Annotated in this window: 15 protein-coding genes; 7 read left to right on the top strand and 8 right to left on the bottom strand. The window is 59.1% G+C overall.

From position 1 onward, the window contains the following. The first annotated feature begins 45 nt into the window (after positions 1-45). Entirely contained in the window at positions 46-1410 is a 1365-nt protein-coding gene (yegD, locus tag AC2D8U_RS07310) for a molecular chaperone (RefSeq protein WP_484618406.1), read from the top strand. 80 nt (positions 1411-1490) lie between these two features. Here the strand turns inward: yegD and acuI are convergent, their stop codons facing one another. After that, positions 1491-2471 (bottom strand): acrylyl-CoA reductase (NADPH), encoded by a 981-nt coding sequence (acuI, locus tag AC2D8U_RS07315; RefSeq protein ID WP_484618407.1) that lies wholly within the window; start codon positions 2469-2471, stop codon positions 1491-1493. 253 nt (positions 2472-2724) lie between these two features. Here acuI and AC2D8U_RS07320 point away from each other — a divergent pair, with 253 nt between their 5' ends. The 4 genes from AC2D8U_RS07320 to AC2D8U_RS07335 all read left to right on the top strand — a co-directional run bounded on the left by AC2D8U_RS07320 (position 2725) and on the right by AC2D8U_RS07335 (position 5441). Next, complete coding sequence (locus AC2D8U_RS07320; RefSeq protein WP_484618408.1) at positions 2725-2931, top strand: hypothetical protein; 207 nt, start codon at positions 2725-2727, stop codon at positions 2929-2931. Between the two features lie 2 nt (positions 2932-2933). Next, positions 2934-4142 (top strand): MFS transporter, encoded by a 1209-nt coding sequence (locus AC2D8U_RS07325; protein WP_484618409.1) that lies wholly within the window; start codon positions 2934-2936, stop codon positions 4140-4142. Between the two features lie 279 nt (positions 4143-4421). Beyond that, on the top strand, positions 4422-4667 hold the full coding sequence (arfA, locus tag AC2D8U_RS07330; protein WP_484618410.1) for an alternative ribosome rescue factor ArfA: 246 nt from the start codon (positions 4422-4424) through the stop codon (positions 4665-4667). A 351-nt stretch (positions 4668-5018) separates the two neighbouring features. After that, positions 5019-5441 carry a DUF3429 domain-containing protein gene (locus AC2D8U_RS07335; RefSeq protein ID WP_484618411.1) on the top strand — a complete coding sequence of 141 codons (423 nt, stop codon included), beginning with the start codon at positions 5019-5021 and terminating at the stop codon, positions 5439-5441. Between the two features lie 43 nt (positions 5442-5484). On the opposite strand, the gene phoU is transcribed toward AC2D8U_RS07335, so the two are convergent. From phoU to AC2D8U_RS07355, 4 genes are read right to left on the bottom strand one after another with little or no spacing between them, the layout of a single operon-like run. Beyond that, positions 5485-6192 (bottom strand): phosphate signaling complex protein PhoU, encoded by a 708-nt coding sequence (gene phoU / locus AC2D8U_RS07340; protein ID WP_484618412.1) that lies wholly within the window; start codon positions 6190-6192, stop codon positions 5485-5487. Positions 6193-6210: 18 nt separating this feature from the next. After that, the gene (gene pstB, locus AC2D8U_RS07345) at positions 6211-7029 is read right to left on the bottom strand and encodes a phosphate ABC transporter ATP-binding protein PstB (RefSeq protein ID WP_484618413.1); all 819 of its coding nucleotides are present in this window, start codon (positions 7027-7029) and stop codon (positions 6211-6213) included. A gap of 15 nt (positions 7030-7044) precedes the next feature. Next, complete coding sequence (pstA, locus tag AC2D8U_RS07350) at positions 7045-8694, bottom strand: phosphate ABC transporter permease PstA (RefSeq protein ID WP_484618414.1); 1650 nt, start codon at positions 8692-8694, stop codon at positions 7045-7047. Positions 8695-8702: 8 nt separating this feature from the next. Further along, positions 8703-10919 carry an ABC transporter permease subunit gene (locus AC2D8U_RS07355; protein ID WP_484618415.1) on the bottom strand — a complete coding sequence of 739 codons (2217 nt, stop codon included), beginning with the start codon at positions 10917-10919 and terminating at the stop codon, positions 8703-8705. A 303-nt stretch (positions 10920-11222) separates the two neighbouring features. Between AC2D8U_RS07355 and ppk1 the strand changes: the two genes are divergently transcribed. Together ppk1 and AC2D8U_RS07365 are read left to right on the top strand one after the other, a co-directional pair. Beyond that, the gene (gene ppk1 / locus AC2D8U_RS07360) at positions 11223-13292 is read left to right on the top strand and encodes a polyphosphate kinase 1 (protein WP_484618416.1); all 2070 of its coding nucleotides are present in this window, start codon (positions 11223-11225) and stop codon (positions 13290-13292) included. A gap of 39 nt (positions 13293-13331) precedes the next feature. Further along, entirely contained in the window at positions 13332-14840 is a 1509-nt protein-coding gene (locus AC2D8U_RS07365) for a Ppx/GppA phosphatase family protein (protein ID WP_484618417.1), read from the top strand. 71 nt (positions 14841-14911) lie between these two features. On the opposite strand, the gene AC2D8U_RS07370 is transcribed toward AC2D8U_RS07365, so the two are convergent. The 3 genes from AC2D8U_RS07370 to phoB all read right to left on the bottom strand — a co-directional run bounded on the left by AC2D8U_RS07370 (position 14912) and on the right by phoB (position 18037). Beyond that, positions 14912-15862 carry a PstS family phosphate ABC transporter substrate-binding protein gene (locus AC2D8U_RS07370; RefSeq protein ID WP_484618982.1) on the bottom strand — a complete coding sequence of 317 codons (951 nt, stop codon included), beginning with the start codon at positions 15860-15862 and terminating at the stop codon, positions 14912-14914. A 68-nt stretch (positions 15863-15930) separates the two neighbouring features. Continuing rightward, positions 15931-17256, bottom strand: coding sequence for a phosphate regulon sensor histidine kinase PhoR (gene phoR, locus AC2D8U_RS07375; protein WP_484618418.1), 1326 nt, complete (start codon positions 17254-17256; stop codon positions 15931-15933). Between the two features lie 91 nt (positions 17257-17347). Next, positions 17348-18037: a phosphate regulon transcriptional regulator PhoB gene (phoB, locus tag AC2D8U_RS07380; protein ID WP_484618419.1), complete on the bottom strand. Its 690-nt coding sequence runs from the start codon at positions 18035-18037 to the stop codon at positions 17348-17350. Between the last annotated feature and the right edge of the window lie 4 nt (positions 18038-18041).

An 18041-nucleotide genomic window follows, 5' to 3' on the forward strand; every position in this document is an offset into this window, starting at 1 on the left:
AGATCCGCTAACCTCGCCGACCCTTTTACAGCGAGGAAGTAGTGAATGCGTTCGATAGCGGGTTTTGATTTTGGTACCTCCAACTGTGCCATCGGCGTGATGCAGGGCCAGACGCCGACCTTGGTCCCCCTGCCAGAACATGGCCACTACATGCCTTCCACCCTGTTTGCACCGCGTTCCGAGATGATCTGCGGCTGGCTCTATCAACAGCTTCAGGGCCGCGATCTGGGCCAGGGCTACAAACAGGCCCGCGGCATGCAACTGGCGGCCAGCCAGCATGCCCTGCGAGAAGCCAAACTCGATGGCTATGGGGATCAGCTCGCCTTCGGGCGTCACGCCCTGGCGCACTACCTAGAGGATCCCGCTGACTGTTACTACGTGCGCAGCCCAAAATCCTTCCTCGGTGCCAGCGGCATTGCCCCCCGCCAGCAACAGTTGTTTGAAGACATTGCCGCCAGCATGATGTGGCACCTGGTCGAGCAAAGCCGCCAGGCCGGACAGGATCCCATCAAAAAGGTGGTGATCGGACGGCCGGTCAACTTCCAGGGACTCAACAGCGAGCAAAGCAACCGCCAGGCGATCGCCATCCTCACCCACGCCGCCCAATTCGTCGGCTTTGAGCAGGTCGAGTTTCTCTATGAGCCCATGGCCGCTGGCCTTGCCTATCAGCAACAGCTCACCGAAGAGCAAAAGGTACTGGTGATCGACATCGGCGGCGGTACCAGCGACGTCTCCCTGCTCACCATGGGACCGGGCTACCTGGACAGTGGCGATCACGCCAAACGCGTGCTGGGTTACAGCGGCGAGCGGATCGGCGGCAACGACTTTGATATAGCCCTCAACTTCCATGCCCTGATGCCTGTACTGGGAGCCACCCTCTCCCTGCCCGGCGGGCGTAGCGTGCCGGTGAAACCCTTTAAGGATGCTGCTGCGGTCAATGATCTGCCGGCCCAGACCCGCTTCTTCGAACGCGACACCCGCACCCTGCTTGAGCGTCTGCAACGGGAGCCGGGTATGGCCCCCCTGGCGCGGCTGCATACCCTGCACGCCCAGCGAATGACCTATCAGCTCAGCGCCACGGCCGAGCAAGCCAAGATCGCCCTGAGTCAGAGTGAACGCACCGACGTCGATCTGACCTTCCTCGAAGAGGCCCTAAGCGACGAGATCAGCCGGGATCAACTGCAACAAGCCAGCCAGCGCCTGCTGGATCATATTGCCCGCCTCACCGACGAAGTGATCCGCCAGGCGGGCTGCCAACCCGATACCCTCTTCCTCACCGGAGGCAGTGCCAACTCGCCTCTGATCCGGGAATTCCTGGCCCGGCGTTATCAAGTCCCCATGATCTGCGGCGACAACTTCGGCAGTGTCACCACAGGACTGACCCTATGGGCCGATAAGATCTTTGACTGATCAGCCATCGTGATCCCAAAGGCCCCTCTTCACCTGAAGCGAAGAGGGGCCTTTTTCTTCCTGGCTCAAAGGCGGCAAGCTTAGAGCTTGATCACCACCCGTCCTGTGATCTGGCCATTGGTGATCGCCTCGGCGTGCTCAGGCACCTGCTCCAGGGTGATCTCCCGACACGCCTGCTGATAAAAGGTCTCCGGCAACAGTTCGACCAGACGCTGCCAGGCTGCCTGGCGCTTGGCAAAGGGACACATTACCGAGTCTACGCCCAACAGTTTGACGTTACGCAGGATAAAGGGCATCACTGTGGTGGGCAGATCAAAGCCACCGGCCAAACCACAGGCAGCCACCGCCCCATCATAGTGGGTTTGGGCCAGCACATTGGCCAGCAGGGTGCTGCCCACGGTATCCACTGCCCCCGCCCACAGCTGCTTGTCCAGCGGGCGCCCCGGCTCGGACAGGGTGCTGCGCTCGACGATCTCACTGGCCCCCAGGGCCTTGAGCATGGCACCATTTTGCTCGGCACGACCGGTCACCGCCGCCACCTTGTAGCCCAGTTGGGCCAGCAGGGTAACCGCCACCGAGCCCACACCACCACTGGCACCGGTCACCAGGACCGTCCCCCTATCCGGCGTCACGCCCGCATCCTGCAGCGCCTGCACGCAGAGCATGGCGGTCAGACCGGCGGTGCCGATCATCATCGCCTGCTTGGCAGACAGCCCCTGGGCCAGAGGCACCAGATGATCCGCCTTAAGTCGGGCCTTCTCGGCCATACCGCCCCAGTGGTTCTCGCCCACGCCCCAGCCGGTCAGGACCACCGCATCGCCTGGCTGATAGCGGTCATCGCTGGACTCGGCGACCGTGCCAACCAGATCGATCCCTGGAACCATGGGAAAATTCCTAATGATCCGCCCCTTGCCGGTGATCGCCAGCCCGTCCTTGTAGTTCAACGAGGAATAATCCACATCGATCAACACCTCGCCCTCGGGCAACATGGACTCGTCGATCGTCTCGACCCCAGCCAGGGTTTTCTTATCCTCTTGGTTGAGGATCAGTGCCTTAAACATCAGTTTGACTCCATTTATGGGAAAGCGGATGACCGCCGTTACTGAGGAAGAAGTCTAGTCTGCCCTAAGTCATGAACCTAGTGAAACCTAATCATTAAGCGCATGACTCAGATGCATTCGTGAACCGGTACGGTGATTGGAATCGGTTCCAGACTGCCATGCATAGAATTCATGTGGCCTCTGACTTATTGTCATTTGAATCATTTCATGGCCGCCGGTACCCTTGCGCCCTCTTTTTGAACCGGAAGCCGCCGTGTATACCCAAACCCTCTCCGCGCAGCTGCTGCGTTGGCTGCTTTTACTGCTGCTGACACTGATGGCCGTTCACCACTGCCAGCCCCTGCTTGACGCCCTGGCCCGTGATGCCGTCAATGCAGGCTGCCACGCCATGGATCACCACGGCGAACACCACAACGAACCCCACGCTTCCGCATCGAACCCCCATCAAGGACACCACTGAACATGAGCATTTTCCGTTTTCCCCTTCTGGTTTGGATGGGGATCGCCATCCTGATCGTCAGCCTGGGCATTCGCCAGTCCTTTGGGATCTTTATGATGCCCATCAGCGACACGTTCGGCAGTGGTCGTGAGCTGTTCAGCCTGGCCATCGCCGTGCAAAACCTGCTGTTCGGTGCCTTCCAGCCCTTCGTCGGCATGGCCGCCGACCGCTATGGCGCCCGCCGAGTGATCACTCTTGGCGCCCTGGCCTATGGGGCTGGCCTGGCGCTGACCGCGCTGACCACCCACACCGGCGTGCTGTTTATCAGCCTGGGCGCCCTGGTGGGCCTGGGCCTCTCCTGCACCAGCTATGTCATCGTACTGGGCGCCGTCGCCAAGGCCGTCCCCGCCGAGCACACCGCCAAAGCCTTTGGCCTGACCACCGCCGCCGGCTCCTTCGGCATGTTTGCCGTGATCCCCGGTGCCCAGGCGCTGCTGGGCAACTTCGACTGGCAAACCGCCTTCCTGGTATTTGCTGCCCTCTGTACCCTGATGATCGCCTTTGCCGCCTTTATCCGTACCGCACACAGCACCCCAGCCACATCGGCCACCACCATCCAGCCAGAGCAGACCCTGCGCCAGGCGCTGGGCGAAGCCTTTTCCCATAAGGGCTACTGGCTGATCCACGCCGGCTTCTTCGTCTGTGGTTTCCACGTGATGTTCATCGCCACCCACCTGCCCAGCTACCTGGCAGACAAAGGGATGTCTGGCTCCACCGCCGCCCTGGCCCTGGCCTACGTGGGGATCTTCAACATCTTTGGCTCCTACTTCTGGGGCCTGATGGGCGATCGCTTCGACAAACGCCACGTGATGGCCGCGCTCTACCTGCTTCGTGCGATGGTGATCGCCGCCTTCGTGCTGCTGCCGGTCAATGAGACGACCGCCGCCGCCTTCGGCGGGGCCATCGGCTTTGTCTGGCTGGGTACCGTCCCCCTGACCTCGGGTCTGGTACGCCAGATCTTCGGGGCCCGCTACCTCTCCACCCTCTACGGCCTGGTGTTCTTCACCCACCAGTTGGGCTCTTTTATCGGCGCCTGGGTTGGCGGCCGGGTGTTTGACTACTACGGCAGCTACGAGCCGATCTGGTGGGCCACCGTCCTCCTCGCCACCGCCGCCGCCCTGCTGCACCTGCCCATCAACGCCAAGCCGGTGGCACGGCTGCAACCGGCATAAACACGCCACCAGATCGCAGGGTGTCCCAGCGGGCACAGTTTCTTCATCGAGTAGGTTGACGTCGAGCGCAGCGAGGCTCAACGAGTTGGAATATGCCCGCAGCACGTCCATGTCAGGGTTCACCAAGCGTTGTAGCCTCGCAGACTCAAGCCGGATCGCTCAATGATGCAGAGTGAGAGTCCTCCCAGGCAAACATTGTTCTGCGCGTCGATCGACTGATACCATACGGCCACCGGCGCTGATGCCGGTGCTCTTTCAAAACTTAAAGGGAAAACTGCGATGTCAAAAACCATCGATCATGGGCGCGGTGCGATCACCGATAATGCCCACGCAGCACTTGTCACCTCAAAGATCTTTAGGAGTCAGCAACAACGTCCGAAAAAGGGCAAGGGCGCCTACCTGCGGAAAGACAAACATGGCAAGCGGTACGGGCAAGAGCCCTATCATACGCACACCCCAAGTGGTGTCCGTATGATAGGGCTCTTTGCTTTTCAGAGCATGGCGTCATCCAATCGCGTCGCCTAGCCCAAAGACTCCTCTGGCCTTTTGCCTTCCCCAATCCTAACTTGTGTTCCCATTAAAGATTGGCTCCTCTGTGGCAGTCAGGGTTAACTAGGCTTTATGCCCATAGCCCTATTATTGAAGACTGTCCCGGCAGGGACAGTGCCCCGTACCGATCCACAGATGCTACTGGCGCTCAACGCAACACCGCCCGAATTTGAGCACGAACCTGGCTCTCGAACTTGCCCATTCTTGGGGCTTTGCCACACGCCGAACCCAGCCACAACAGCGACCAGGCCCCCATCCCTGAAAACCGCCATTGCCACGGCCTCGGTTGGCCGCTAGGTTGTGAGGGACACCATCGAAGGAGTGGCAATGGAACCGACTATTCACCGCCATGCCGTGATGCTGGGCGCAATCGGGCTGCTGCCTTTTGTCGGCCTGGCGGGTGCGGGCCATCTGGGGCTCATGCCACTTTCACTGGCGCTGCCTGCCTTCTTACAGTACAGCGCGGTGATCCTCTCGTTTCTCGGTGGAATACACTGGTATCAGGGGGTGATCGCCAATCGGGATGTGGGCCAAACCTATTTGGCGATGCTGCCCAGCATCCTGGGGTGGCTGGCGCTGGTGGCACTGCCGGGGGATTGGGCGCTGGGACTGCTGGCGTTGGCTTACCTATGGCTGCTCTATTACGACCACCAGAAGCTGATGCCACCGGCGGGCTATCACGCCATGCGGATCGCCCTCACCGCCATCGTCCTGCTCTGCCACGCCCTTTGGTTTGTCCCAAACGGCTGACGCCATTTGCTAACCGCTAACGACTAACGGCTAACGGCTGCCCTCACTTCAATAGATCTTCCACCTGGTTCATGTCCAGGTGGCGCACATCCTTGCCCTTGACGTAATAGATCACGTACTCGCAGATGTTCTGACAGCGATCCCCAACCCGCTCCAGGGCGCGGGCGGCCCACAGCACATCGAGAATATTAGGGATGGAGCGGGGATCTTCCATCATAAAGGTCATCAACTGGCGCACGACACCCTCGTAGGCCTCATCCACCTTCTTGTCCTCCTTGTGGATCCGCATGGCTGCGTCCACGTCCATGCGGGCAAAGGCATCCAAGACGTCGTGCAGCATACGCTGGGCCTGACGCCCCATGGCATCCATGGTCATGATCATGCCGCGATGGCGTTTGCCGGTACTCTCCGACGCCATTCGGGCGATCCGTTCGGCGCTGTCACCGATCCGCTCCAAGTCCGTCACCGCCTTGGAGATCGCCAGCACCAGGCGCAGATCCGAGGCCGCCGGCTGTCGCTTGGCGATGATCCGGGTGCACTCCTCGTCGATGGTGACCTCCATGGTGTTGACCTTGCGATCCCGCGCTATCACCTTACCTGCCAGGGTCTCGTCACCGCTTTGCAACACCTCCAGCGCATCCGCCAGTTGCTGCTCTACCAGGCCCCCCATGGCCATGACCCGGTTACGGACGTCCTCCAGCTCGGCGTTGAACGCGCCGGAGATGTGTTTGCTCAGATTAAAATTGTCCATCTGTCCTGTCTCTCGCCGTTAGCCGTAACGGCCGGTAATGTAATCTTCGGTCTGCTTCTTCGCCGGGGTGGTAAACAGAGTATTGGTATCGCTGTACTCGATCAGCTCTCCCTGGTGCATAAAGGCGGTGTGATCCGATACACGAGCGGCCTGCTGCATATTGTGGGTCACGATCACCACGGTGTACTTTTGCTTAAGCTCGGTGATCAGCTCTTCGATGGTCAGGGTCGAGATGGGATCGAGCGCCGAGGTGGGCTCATCCAGTAACAACACTTGAGGCTCGATGGCGATGGCCCGGGCGATCACCAGACGCTGCTGCTGCCCGCCCGAAAGGCCATAGGCGTTGTCACCGAGGCGATCCTTTACCTCATCCCACAGCGCCGCATCCTTCAGTGCCTTTTCCGCCGCCTCATCGAGATCACGTCGGTTCTTCACCCCCTGCAGCCTAAGCCCATACACCACGTTCTCATAAATGGATTTGGGAAAGGGATTGGGCCGCTGAAACACCATGCCCACATTGCGCCTGAGGGCCGCCACATCGATGCGTCGATCATGAATGTCGTCACCATCCAGGCGAATGGTGCCCTGAAGATGGCAATCATCGATCAGATCATTCATTCGGTTGAGGCAGCGCAGCAAGGTGGACTTGCCACAGCCTGAAGGGCCGATAAAGGCGGTGATCTGGTGTTTGGGGATCTTCATGTCGATCCCGGACAGGGCGACCTTGTCGCCATAGCGCAGGGTCAGCTCCTGGATCTCGAAGGCGGTCTGCTCCGGCGTCAGGGCGGTCAGATCCAGCCCAGATTGGGAAAGCGCGTCGGTGTCGATAGACAGCATGATATCGTCCTGGGATCAGTGTTCAAAACTGCGGAACTTGTGCCGCAGGTGGTTGCGTACGCCGATGGCCGTCAAGTTCAGCGCGACAATCACGCTAACCAGCAGGAAAGAGGTCGCATACACCAGCGGCCGCGCCGCCTCGACGTTGGGGCTTTGAAAGCCAACATCATAAATATGAAAGCCCAGATGCATGAATTTACGATCCAGGTGCACAAAGGGGAAGTTGCCGTCCACCGGCAGCTGAGGCGCCAGTTTGACCACTCCCACCAACATCAGCGGGGCCACCTCGCCGGCGGCTCGTGCCACGGCCAGGATCAGCCCGGTCATGATTGCAGGACTGGCCATGGGCAGCACGATGCGCCATAGGGTCTCGGCCTGGGTCGCCCCCAAGGCCAGGCTGCCCTGGCGCACCGATGCCGGGATCCGTGACAAACCCTCCTCGGTGGAGACAATCACCACGGGCAGGGTCAGGATCGCCAGGGTCAACGAAGCCCACAGGACGCCGGGCGTGCCAAAGGTGGGGGATGGCAGGGCCTCACGGTAAAACAGCTCATCGATGGAGCCGCCCAGCATATAGACAAAAAAGCCCAGACCAAAGACGCCGTAAACGATGGAGGGCACCCCCGCCAGGTTGATCACGGCGATGCGGATAAAACGAGTCAGGGCATTATTCTTGGCGTATTCATGCAGGTAAACCGCCGCCATGACACCAAAGGGCGTGACGATCACCGCCATCAGCAGCACCATAAACACAGTACCGAAGATGGCCGGGAACACCCCGCCCTCGGTATTGGCTTCCCGTGGCTCCTGGGTCAGAAACTTGCCCACTTGGCCCAGCCAGTGGCTGATCTTGTCCGTCAGGCTCATGGCATTGGGAAAGCTGACCGCCAGCACCTGATCCATCGGTAACCGGACAGTCTTGCCGCGCATGTCGGAGATCTCCAGCCAGTCATCGGCAAGTCGGCGACGCAGATCAAACAGCTGATTTTCCAGTTGCTGATACTCGGCCTGTAATGCATGTTGCTCCATGCGGATAGGAGCCAGCGCGGCCTCGCTATCCAGGCCTGCCAGGGTCAGCTTGCGCGCCTGCAAGCGCAATTGCTCAAGCTGATGGTTAACCCGACCTATCTGCTGAGACTGCAACACCCGGGCCTGCTCTGACAAGGCATTGGACTGAGCAACCGCGTCGTCCAGCCGGCCCGTCAAGGCATCACCTTCATAGCGCTGGCCGCCTATCACCAGGGCCTGGGGATAGCCGTAAAAGTTGCCATTACGGCTGCGCTCAACCACCGCCAGTTCCCTTGGAACCCGCTCCTCGCTCACCGTCGGCAGCCAGATCCAGCGAAAATCCAGGGGCACATATTCCCGGTTACCGGTTTTGACCAGGAAACGCTCGACAAACTCCTGCTCAACCCCCAGATCAATACCGGCATCCTCGAGCCGCTCCATGGGTACCCGTTCCCGCTCATAGCGCTCACCAATCACCACCTCCTGACTGCCATCGAGGTTGACCAGTTCCCATTGATACAGGGTCGAAGGCCAAAAGTAGACCAGGCCACGGCTGGCGATCAGCAGCAACAGACCGAGGACGGCGATCAAGCTAAGGCTGACGGCACCACCCGTCATCCAGATCCAGGGAGAGCCGGATCTCATCCAGTTTCTCATCCAGCCTCCTAGAGCATCGAATAGTTACGGCGCAGGCGCTGACGCACTGACTCCGCCACGGTATTAAACAGAAAAGTAAAGATAAACAGCACAAAAGCCGTCAAAAACAGCACGCGATAATGGGTACTGTCGACGGCCGACTCCGGCATCTCCACCGCAATATTGGCCGCCAGGGTGCGCATCCCTTCAAAGATGTTCCACTCCATCAGCGGCGTATTACCCGTGGCCATCAACACAATCATGGTTTCCCCCACCGCTCGGCCAAAGCCCATCATCACGGCAGAGAAGATCCCCGGACTGGCGGTCAGCAACACCACTCGAGTCAGGGTTTGCCACTGGGTCGCCCCGAGGGCCAGGGAGCCGTTGATCAATTGGCGAGGCACAGAGTAAATGGCATCCTCGGCAATGGAGAAGATGGTCGGGATCACGGCAAACCCCATGGCCAACCCCACCACCAGGGCATTACGTTGGTCAAAGGGGATCCCCAGGGTGTTGGTGACAAAACCACGGGCATCTCCCCCCATCATCACCAGCTCAATCCAGGGACTCACTGCCAGGCACAGCCAGCCCGCCAGCACCAGTACAGGCAGCAGCACCAACTCCTTGTAATGGCCCAGAGTGCTGTTGCGCCAGTGCTCGGGCAGCTTGTGCCAGCCCCAGGCCGTCGCCAACATGGCGCTTGGCAGCACCAGCATCATTAATAGGATCCCAGGCAGTTGGCTCTCCACCAGGGGGGCCAGCCAGAGCCCGGCCAAAAAACCCAGGATCACCGTTGGCAACGCCTCCATGATCTCCACCGTAGGTTTAACCAGGTTTCGAACCCGGCCCGACATGAAATAGGCGGTATAGATCGCACCGGCCACCGCCAGGGGAACGGCGAAGAGCATGGCGTAGAGGGCGGCCTTAAAGGTACCAAAGATCAGGGGGACCAAACTTAACTTGGACTCAAAGTCATTGGAGCCCGAAGTGGACTGCCAGACATAATCCGGCTCGGGGTAGCCTTCATACCAGATCTTTTGCCACAAGGCATGCCAGGAGATCTCTGGATGGGGATTGTCCAGTTCATATATTGAAAGTCGTCCACCGGTCTCGGCGATAAAACCGTCCCCGCCGGGTGCAAACGCGGCATGATTGACCTCACCCGATCCCATGAATTGGCGAAGCAGGTGGCGTTGGGCGGTGGTGTGGTACAGCTCGAAACCGCCACCAGCATCACCCACCGCGAAACTCTTACGGTAATACTCAGTGGTCACCGAACGGATCGGAGCCGAATGGGTGAAATCGCGGACCCGCTGGAAACGCCGCTGACCGTCCAACCTGGCCTCAAACCACTGGGAAATGACGCCACTCTCATTGGCCACCAGCAATGAACTGGCTCCGGCCAACAGCGCAATATCGGTGATCCGATCGCCCGGCTGTGCCGCATCGAGCACTTGATAAAGCGCCACCTTATCAATGTCGTCCACCGACCACACCTCGATGCGATTCTGCGCCAGCACAAACAATTGACCCTGGTCGGGCGACAGCAGGAGTTTATCTATCTGCTCGGGCAGATCTGGCAAGGCAACATCCTGGCGATGTCGCACCCTCTCATCGCTGAGAAAATCCACTTCGCTGCGCAACTGAGTCAGGCGTAAAGGACCGGTTCCCGCCTGCCAGACCAGAGTACTTCTCGTCTCGTCCAGCTCGAATGCCAACCGATTGATGGGTTCATCAGCAAGGTTCAGCGTCGCTTCACCCAAGGGATACTTGATCCCAGGATGGAGGGTACGCCGATCATTGGGATAGGTGATCTCGAATGCAGCCTCGGCCACCAGCAGATCCCCGTTATCCAGGCCCAAGGCGACGGCCTCTCCCCGGGGGTGACTCAAGGCGAAAGCGCTGATCCGGGCCGACGCCGGCAACGCCAGGGTCCGCGCGGTGTGCTCCCCATTGGCCTGGAAGAACTCCACCGTGCCCATGTCGGTAAATCGATAACCATAGGAACGGGACTCATCCATTCCCAATTTGAGACTTTGGGCTGGCGACAGGGGAGCTGCTTCAAAGTCCAGGGTCACGCTGGCCCCCCGGAACATTGGTGCAACCACATAGAGCAGATACAGGAAGATCAACAATAGCGCCAGCAGCACTATAGTACCGCTCGCGACAATGCCCATTCGGGTCAACCTATCTTTAAGCAGCCTCCGCTGACTGCTCCTGTAGCGCTCGAGTCTCGCCGCTTCCATCTCTCTCCTGCGGTTGCCGATTAAGGGCCCATTGATCCGGCAGGGATTATATGTCGTTTATATGACAGTAAGGTTACACCGGCCTCGCCGTTGACCGGGATCACGAGTGACTGTTAAATTGAAAGTGATAGTGTTACCAAACAGTGTGTTAGTTTAGTTTTCTACCTTTTATTGGCCATACTCAATCATACGGATCAGTGATGTATCGCCCTAATGGATGTCATTAGGATGACATCTCTATGATGCAGGATGAGGGGGCTGCTCACTCCGCTCGTGCCTGTGTTGCTGTAAGGAAAACTGCCTGTGCAAACCACATTCCCCTATCTGGACAAAGAACTCAGTTGGCTCAGTTTCAATGAGCGCGTTTTACAGGAAGCCGCCGATCAGGAAAATCCAGTGATCGAACGCGTTCGCTTCCTGGGGATCTTCTCCAACAATCTGGACGAGTTTTTCCGAGTCCGGGTCGCTGGCGTGAAACGCCAGATCCTGATCGATGAATCCCGAGGAGGGGGGGAAAAAGCCCGCACCCTGATGGCCGAGATCAACAACAAGGTGATGGCACAGCAGAGCCGCTTCGATGAGATCTATCATCAACTGCTGCTGGATCTGGCCCGCCGTAACATCTTCCTGGTGAGCGAGACTCAATTGTCGGAACGTCAGGACGCCTGGCTTAAGCAACATTTTCGCGACAAGATCCGTCGCCACATCATCCCCATATTGTTGAGCACTGGCTCTCATCTGGATCTGAGCCTGGAGGATGGACTTACCTACCTGGTGGCCGAGCTGAGTAAGGATGGTCAGATCCAGTATGCCTTCATTCCCGTCCCCTCCCACAAGACCGCCCGCTTCACCCAGCTGCCAGCCGAGGGGTCAAAGCAGCGCAAGACACTCATCCTTTTGGATAACATCATCCGGCACTGCCTCGACGAGCTGTTCGATGGCATCATCGAATATGACGCCATCCGCTGCTACTCCATGAAGCTGACCCGGGACGCGGAGTATGGCCTGTCCAACGAGATAGATGAAAGTCTGCTTGAGCAGATGTCGGAAGGGCTTAAGCAGCGCCTGACCGCCGAACCCGTTCGCCTGGTGTACGACAGGGAGATGCCACAAAGCATGCTGGAGATGCTGATGGAACAGCTTCGGCACACCAACTACGACAGCCTCAACCCCGGCGGCCGCTACCACAACTTCCGCGATTTTATGGCCTTTCCCAACCCGGGTCGAAAATACCTGGAACACCCCAAACTGCCGGCGCTCTCCAGCAATCAGTTTACCCGTTACCGTACCGCTTTCGAGGCGATCAGCGCCGGAGATATCCTGCTCAACTACCCCTTCCACAAGTTCTCTCACATGACCGAACTGCTGCGCCAGGCGGCCTACGATCCGGCCGTGCGATCCATCAAGATCAATATCTACCGGGTGGCCAAGAACAGCCAGGTGATTAACGCACTGACCGAGGCGATCAAAAACGGCAAAGACGTCACCGTGGTGGTAGAGCTGCGCGCCCGCTTCGATGAAGAGGCCAACATCGAATGGGCGAGGCGACTGACCGATGCCGGGGTCCGGGTCAGCTTCGGGATCCCCTCACTGAAGATCCACTCCAAGCTGTGCCTCATTGGCCGTATCGAGCAGGGTGAACTGGTGCAGTATGCCCATATCGGTACCGGCAACTTCCACGAGAAGACCGCCAAGATCTACACCGATTATGCCCTGTTTACCAAGCACCCGGAGATCACTCGGGAAGTGGACAGCGTGTTTGACTTTATTGCCCACCCCTATCGCCGCATCAAGCTGCAGCACTTGCTCTTGTCGCCGGTGGATGCCCGCCGCAAGTTGTACAGCCTGATCGATCGAGAGATCCAGAACAAGCTGGCTGGCAAACCTGCCGGGATCACGCTGAAGGTCAATAACCTGGTCGATCAGAGCCTGATCAAGCGGCTCTATGATGCGTCTCGCAATGGCGTCGAGATCCGCCTGATCATTCGAGGCATGTGTTCATTGGTGACCGAAGTTCCCGGCATCTCCGATAATATTCGGGCGCTCTCCGTGGTCGACCGCTTCCTCGAGCACCCCAGGGTGATGGTGTTTGAAAACGGCGGCGACAGCCGGGTGTTCATCACCAGCGCCGACTGGATGGGCCGCAATATCGATGCCCGCATCGAAGTGGGTTGCCCCATCTATGACCCGCGCCTCAAACGCATCATCCTCGATACCCTGGAGATCCAGTGGAGCGATACGCAAAAAGCGCGGGTGCTCAACCGGGTCCAGGACAACCCCTATGTTAAGCGCGGCAACCGCAGAAAACTGCGCAGCCAGATCGCCATTTATGAATACCTGGTGGCAATGGAGCAGGCGCTTTTGCCCAAATAGCCCCAAACTTTAACCACCCTACACGGCCTGATATTGACCATGACAAAGGAACAAGCCCGGATCGGTGACACCATTGCCGCCATCGATCTCGGCTCCAACAGCTTCCACCTGGCGATCGCCCGGGTACTGGAAAACCGGGTGCAGATCCTGCACCGCATCAAACAGCGGGTTCAGCTTGCCGAAGGCATGGATGCCCAGGGCAATCTGGACGAGGATGCGATGGCACGGGGCCTGGCCTGCCTGGGCCAATTCGCCCAGCAGCTGCAATTAAGCCAGATCAGCCAGGTACGGGTCGTGGCAACCTATGCCTTGCGGCGTGCCCCGAATCGCCGCCAGTTCGTTAAACCCGCCCGGGCCCTCCTGGACACTGCCATCGAGGTGATCCCAGGCACCGAAGAAGCCCGACTGATCTACCGGGGGGTTGCCCAGCACAGAGAGCTGAGCGACGGCAACCTGGTGATCGACATCGGCGGTGGCAGTACCGAGTTGATCCTCGGCCGGGGGACGACGCCCGTCCTGCTGGAGAGCCTGAATATGGGCTGTGTCAGCTACCAGGACCGCTTCTTCGCCGATGGCAAACTCAGTAACAAGCGCTTTGAGAAAGCGATCCTGGCGGTGCAGCAACAACTGGAACCCCTGCTCGAGCGCTACCTCGGTCTGGGCTGGCAAAACAGCATTGGTTGCTCCGGCACCATCAAAGCCCTCACCAGCCTGTGCCAAAGTGACGAAGAACCCAGCATCCTAAAGCTCACGGAGCTGGAAAAGCTCAAAAAGTTTGTCGTCGAACATGGCCTGAGCCACGAACGCTTTGCCAACTTGTCCGAAGCCCGCCTTCGTGTCCTGCCCGCTGGCCTGGCAGTGCTGCTCGGGTGTTTTCGAAGCCTTGAGATCGAGCGGATGAGTTTCTGCGATGCGGCCCTGCGGGAGGGGGTCATCGTCGAGATGAGCGGTGAACAGCCCCACGACTCGGTATGCAGCGAAACCGTTGCGGCCATGGAGCGTCTGCACCATATCGACACCAACCATGGCCAGACCGTGGCACAAACGGCGATGGCCGCCTTCGCTCAGGGTGGCATCCAGGGAGAGGCACTGACGAGGCTGCTGGGTTGGGCTGGCCGTCTTCACGAAGTGGGATTGTCATTGAACTTTCGCGGCATGCACCGCCACACCGGCTATATTCTGGCCCACAGTAACCTGCCCGGTTTCACCGTCGAACAGCAGCAGTTGCTGGCCCTGCTGGGGCGTTTTCAACGCAAGCGACTGGATGAGTTTGAGCCACTGGATCTTCAGTTGGCCACAGCCAAGCAACAACAGCGTATGCTGATGGCCCTGCGCCTGGGAGTGCTCTGGCACCTGGGTCGGCGTCATGAACTGCCCCAACCCAATGTTCAATGGCAGGGACTCAAGCTGATCATTACCCTATCGAAATCGGCATCGAAAGATCCCCTGTTACAGGCCGATCTGATGCAGGAACAACAATATCTGGCGAAAAACGGCTGGACGCTGATCATACAAGATCACCGTCAGCAAGCTGTGCAACCGGAATGACCTCCCTTCAATGATGGAACCGGGAGCCCCCCAACAAGGCGTTTGGCAGCCCGCATTAAACCGGCTGTTACCTAGTCAATAAGGCCAAGTTTTTTCAGATCCTTGCTGATCACCGCCTTGGGCACAGGTACATAGCCATCTTTTTCAACAATCGCCTGTCCTTGACGGGACAGGGCGAACCTCACAAACTCCGCGACCATTGGCTCCAGTGGCTGATTCGGGTGCTTGTTGACGTAAAGATACAGGTAGCGGGCCAGTGGGTAGCGACCCGTCGCGGCGTTGAGCGCTGTCGCCTCGATCTGCTCCCCTTCCCGAGTTAGCGGCACCGCCCTAACTCCGGCGGTCAAATAGCCAACGCCGGAGTAACCAACGGCACCGAGGGAGGTGGAGATCGACTGAACCACGGAGGCCGAACCCGGCTGTTCATTGACGCTGGCCTTGAAATCCCCATGACACAACGCCCGCTTCTTAAAATAACCGTACGTACCCGACACTGAGTTGCGACCATAGCGCTGAATGTCCCGGGAGGCCCAGCCGCCCCCCAACCCCAGATCACCCCAGCGCCGTACCGGCTCGCCACCACATCGTTGCGTGGCCGAAAACAGGGCATCCACCTGCTCGATGGTTAACCCCTGGATCGGATTATCCTTATGGACAAATACCGCCAGCGCATCAATGGCAACTCGGATCGCCGTCGGCTTGTAGCCATATCGCCGAACGAACGCCTCCTCCTCCGAGGGTTTCATCTTGCGGCTCATGGGGCCGAATTGGGTGGTTCCCTCCGTTAAGGCTGGTGGGGCGGTAGAGGAACCTGCCGCCTGGATCTGCGGATTGCTCCCGGGATAGATCAGGCGAAACTGCTCGGCCCACAGGGTCATTAAATTCGCCAGGGTATCCGAGCCGACCGAGGAAAGGTTACCGGAGATCCCACTGACCTTCTGGTAATCGGCCAAGGCCGGATCCAGCGCGGCATTGGCCGTACTTCCGAGCAAACCCATGATCAGGCACAGCCGCCGCATCATCGTTCTCATCAACCTATCCCCACCCTGGTTCAACCTCTTCAATTGAGTCTCGACGCCTTTCACGACGCTTAACGGATCCTACCCTGCTCGGGCAGAGTGGCCCTTGGCACCATCAGGCTGACGGGAAGCTCAAAGGCAAAACGGCTTCCCTCTCCGGCCCGGGAACTGATCTGCAACTGGCTGTTGTGGTGACTCAACGCATGTTTGACGATGGCCAATCCCAGACCGCTGCCACCGGTATCACGAGAGCGAGCCTTATCCACCCGGTAAAAACGCTCCGTCAGCCTGGGCAGGTGCTCCGGGGCGATCCCCTCACCCTGATCCTGGACCTCAAAACGGCCCCGGCCATCGCGTTCATACCAACGCACCGTCACGGTACCGCCTTCGGGACTGTAGTGAATGGCATTCTGCACCAGGTTGGCGCAGGCGCTGTGCAACTGCATCTCGTCGCCGTAGGCAAACAGCGCCGAGTCAATCTGGAACTCGAGTCGATGACGCCCCGCCGAAAGTTCCTCCGCCTCCTGCTTCACCGTCTGCAGCAACGCCGGGATCGCCACCGGGTGCTCATGGTCAATATCCGCTGCCGACTCGATGCGGGACAGGGTCAGCAATCGCTCAACCAGTGCCTTCATACGCTGGGACTGATCCTCCATCGCCTGATACTGCTTGGCCTGCATGCTATCGGGCTCACAGGTCATCTGCATGATCTCCACATACCCCTGAAGCACCGTCAGTGGCGTCTTCAGCTCATGGGACACATTGGCGACAAAGTCCCGTCGCATCTGCTCCAATTGACGTACCCGGGTGACATCCCGGGCAATCAACAGCCTCTGATTGTCCCCATAGGGGATGATCCGGATCTCCAGGACCCGGGCCTCGTTCACCGGAGAATCCAGCTCCAGGGGCTCGTTAAACTGACGACGCTGCCAGTAGGTCACAAACCTGGGGTGGCGCAGCAGGTTGTGGATCCGGTTGCCTGCGTCCTTGGGCCAACGGATCCCCAGCAGGTGCTCCGCCAGACGGTTACTCCAGAGGATCTGGCCCTCGGGCCCCAGCACCAGCGTCGCATCGGGCAGGGCTTCCGCCCCCTCGCGAAAACGCGACAACATGCGGGCCAATTGGGCCCGGCGACGGCGATTCTTACCCTGCAGACGGTAGATCCCGTTGAAGATGGGCTCCCAACTGCCGCTGCCATGGGGAGGCGTCAGACTGCGTTCATGCCAGAGCCAGTGAGCCAAACGGATAAGGTGACGATAATGCCAAAACATCAGCAGCCAGCTGCCAGCCAACAAAGACCAGGCCAGCAGATCAAACACGACCCCCAGCACGGCAAAGGGCAAAAACCAAAAGAGCACTCGGCTAAACAAGCGGGGACTGGAGTAATCTTCAAACATGATCAGGCTCTGGCACACGAAAAACCACGCCGACAGCCGAAAAAACCGGGCCGAAAAGCGTGGTCGAAAATTGAGTAACGGTAGGGACCATTTAAGTCTTGGTGGAGAAACGGTATCCGGCACCCCGAACGGTCTGGATCAAGCGATCATGGCCCTGCGCCTGGATCGCCTTGCGCAAACGACGGATATGCACATCCACCGTACGATCTTCCACGTAGACATTGGTGCCCCACACATTGTCCAGTAACTGTTCTCGGCTGTAAACCCGCTCCGGATGTGTCATAAAGAAGTGCAACAATCGGAATTCGGTCGGCCCCATCTCCAGGCTCTCCTCATTCACGGTCACCCTGTGGGAGACGGGATCCAGGCGCAGGCCCTGAACTTCCACCGCCTCCTCCAGCCGGGTCGGCGCCGCTCGACGCAACACCGCCTTGATCCGAGCGACCAACTCCTTGGGCGAAAAAGGCTTGGTGATGTAATCATCAGCCCCCACTTCCAGGCCCCGCACGCGGTCCTCCTCCTCACCCCGAGCCGTCAACATGATGATCGGGATCTGGCGCGTATGCTCCTGGGCGCGCAGGCTCTTCGCCAACTGGATCCCGCTGCCACCGGGCAACATCCAGTCGAGCAGGATCAGATCCGGATAGGGCTCATTGATCGCTTGCAGGCCCTGATCATAGTCGGCGGCACTGGTAGTACGAAAACCGTGCTGATCCAGCACAAAGCTCAGCATTTCACGGATGGCAGATTCGTCTTCAACAATCAGGATATTGGCAGTCATAGCG

Source organism: Ferrimonas sp. YIN67 (assembly GCF_057219095.1).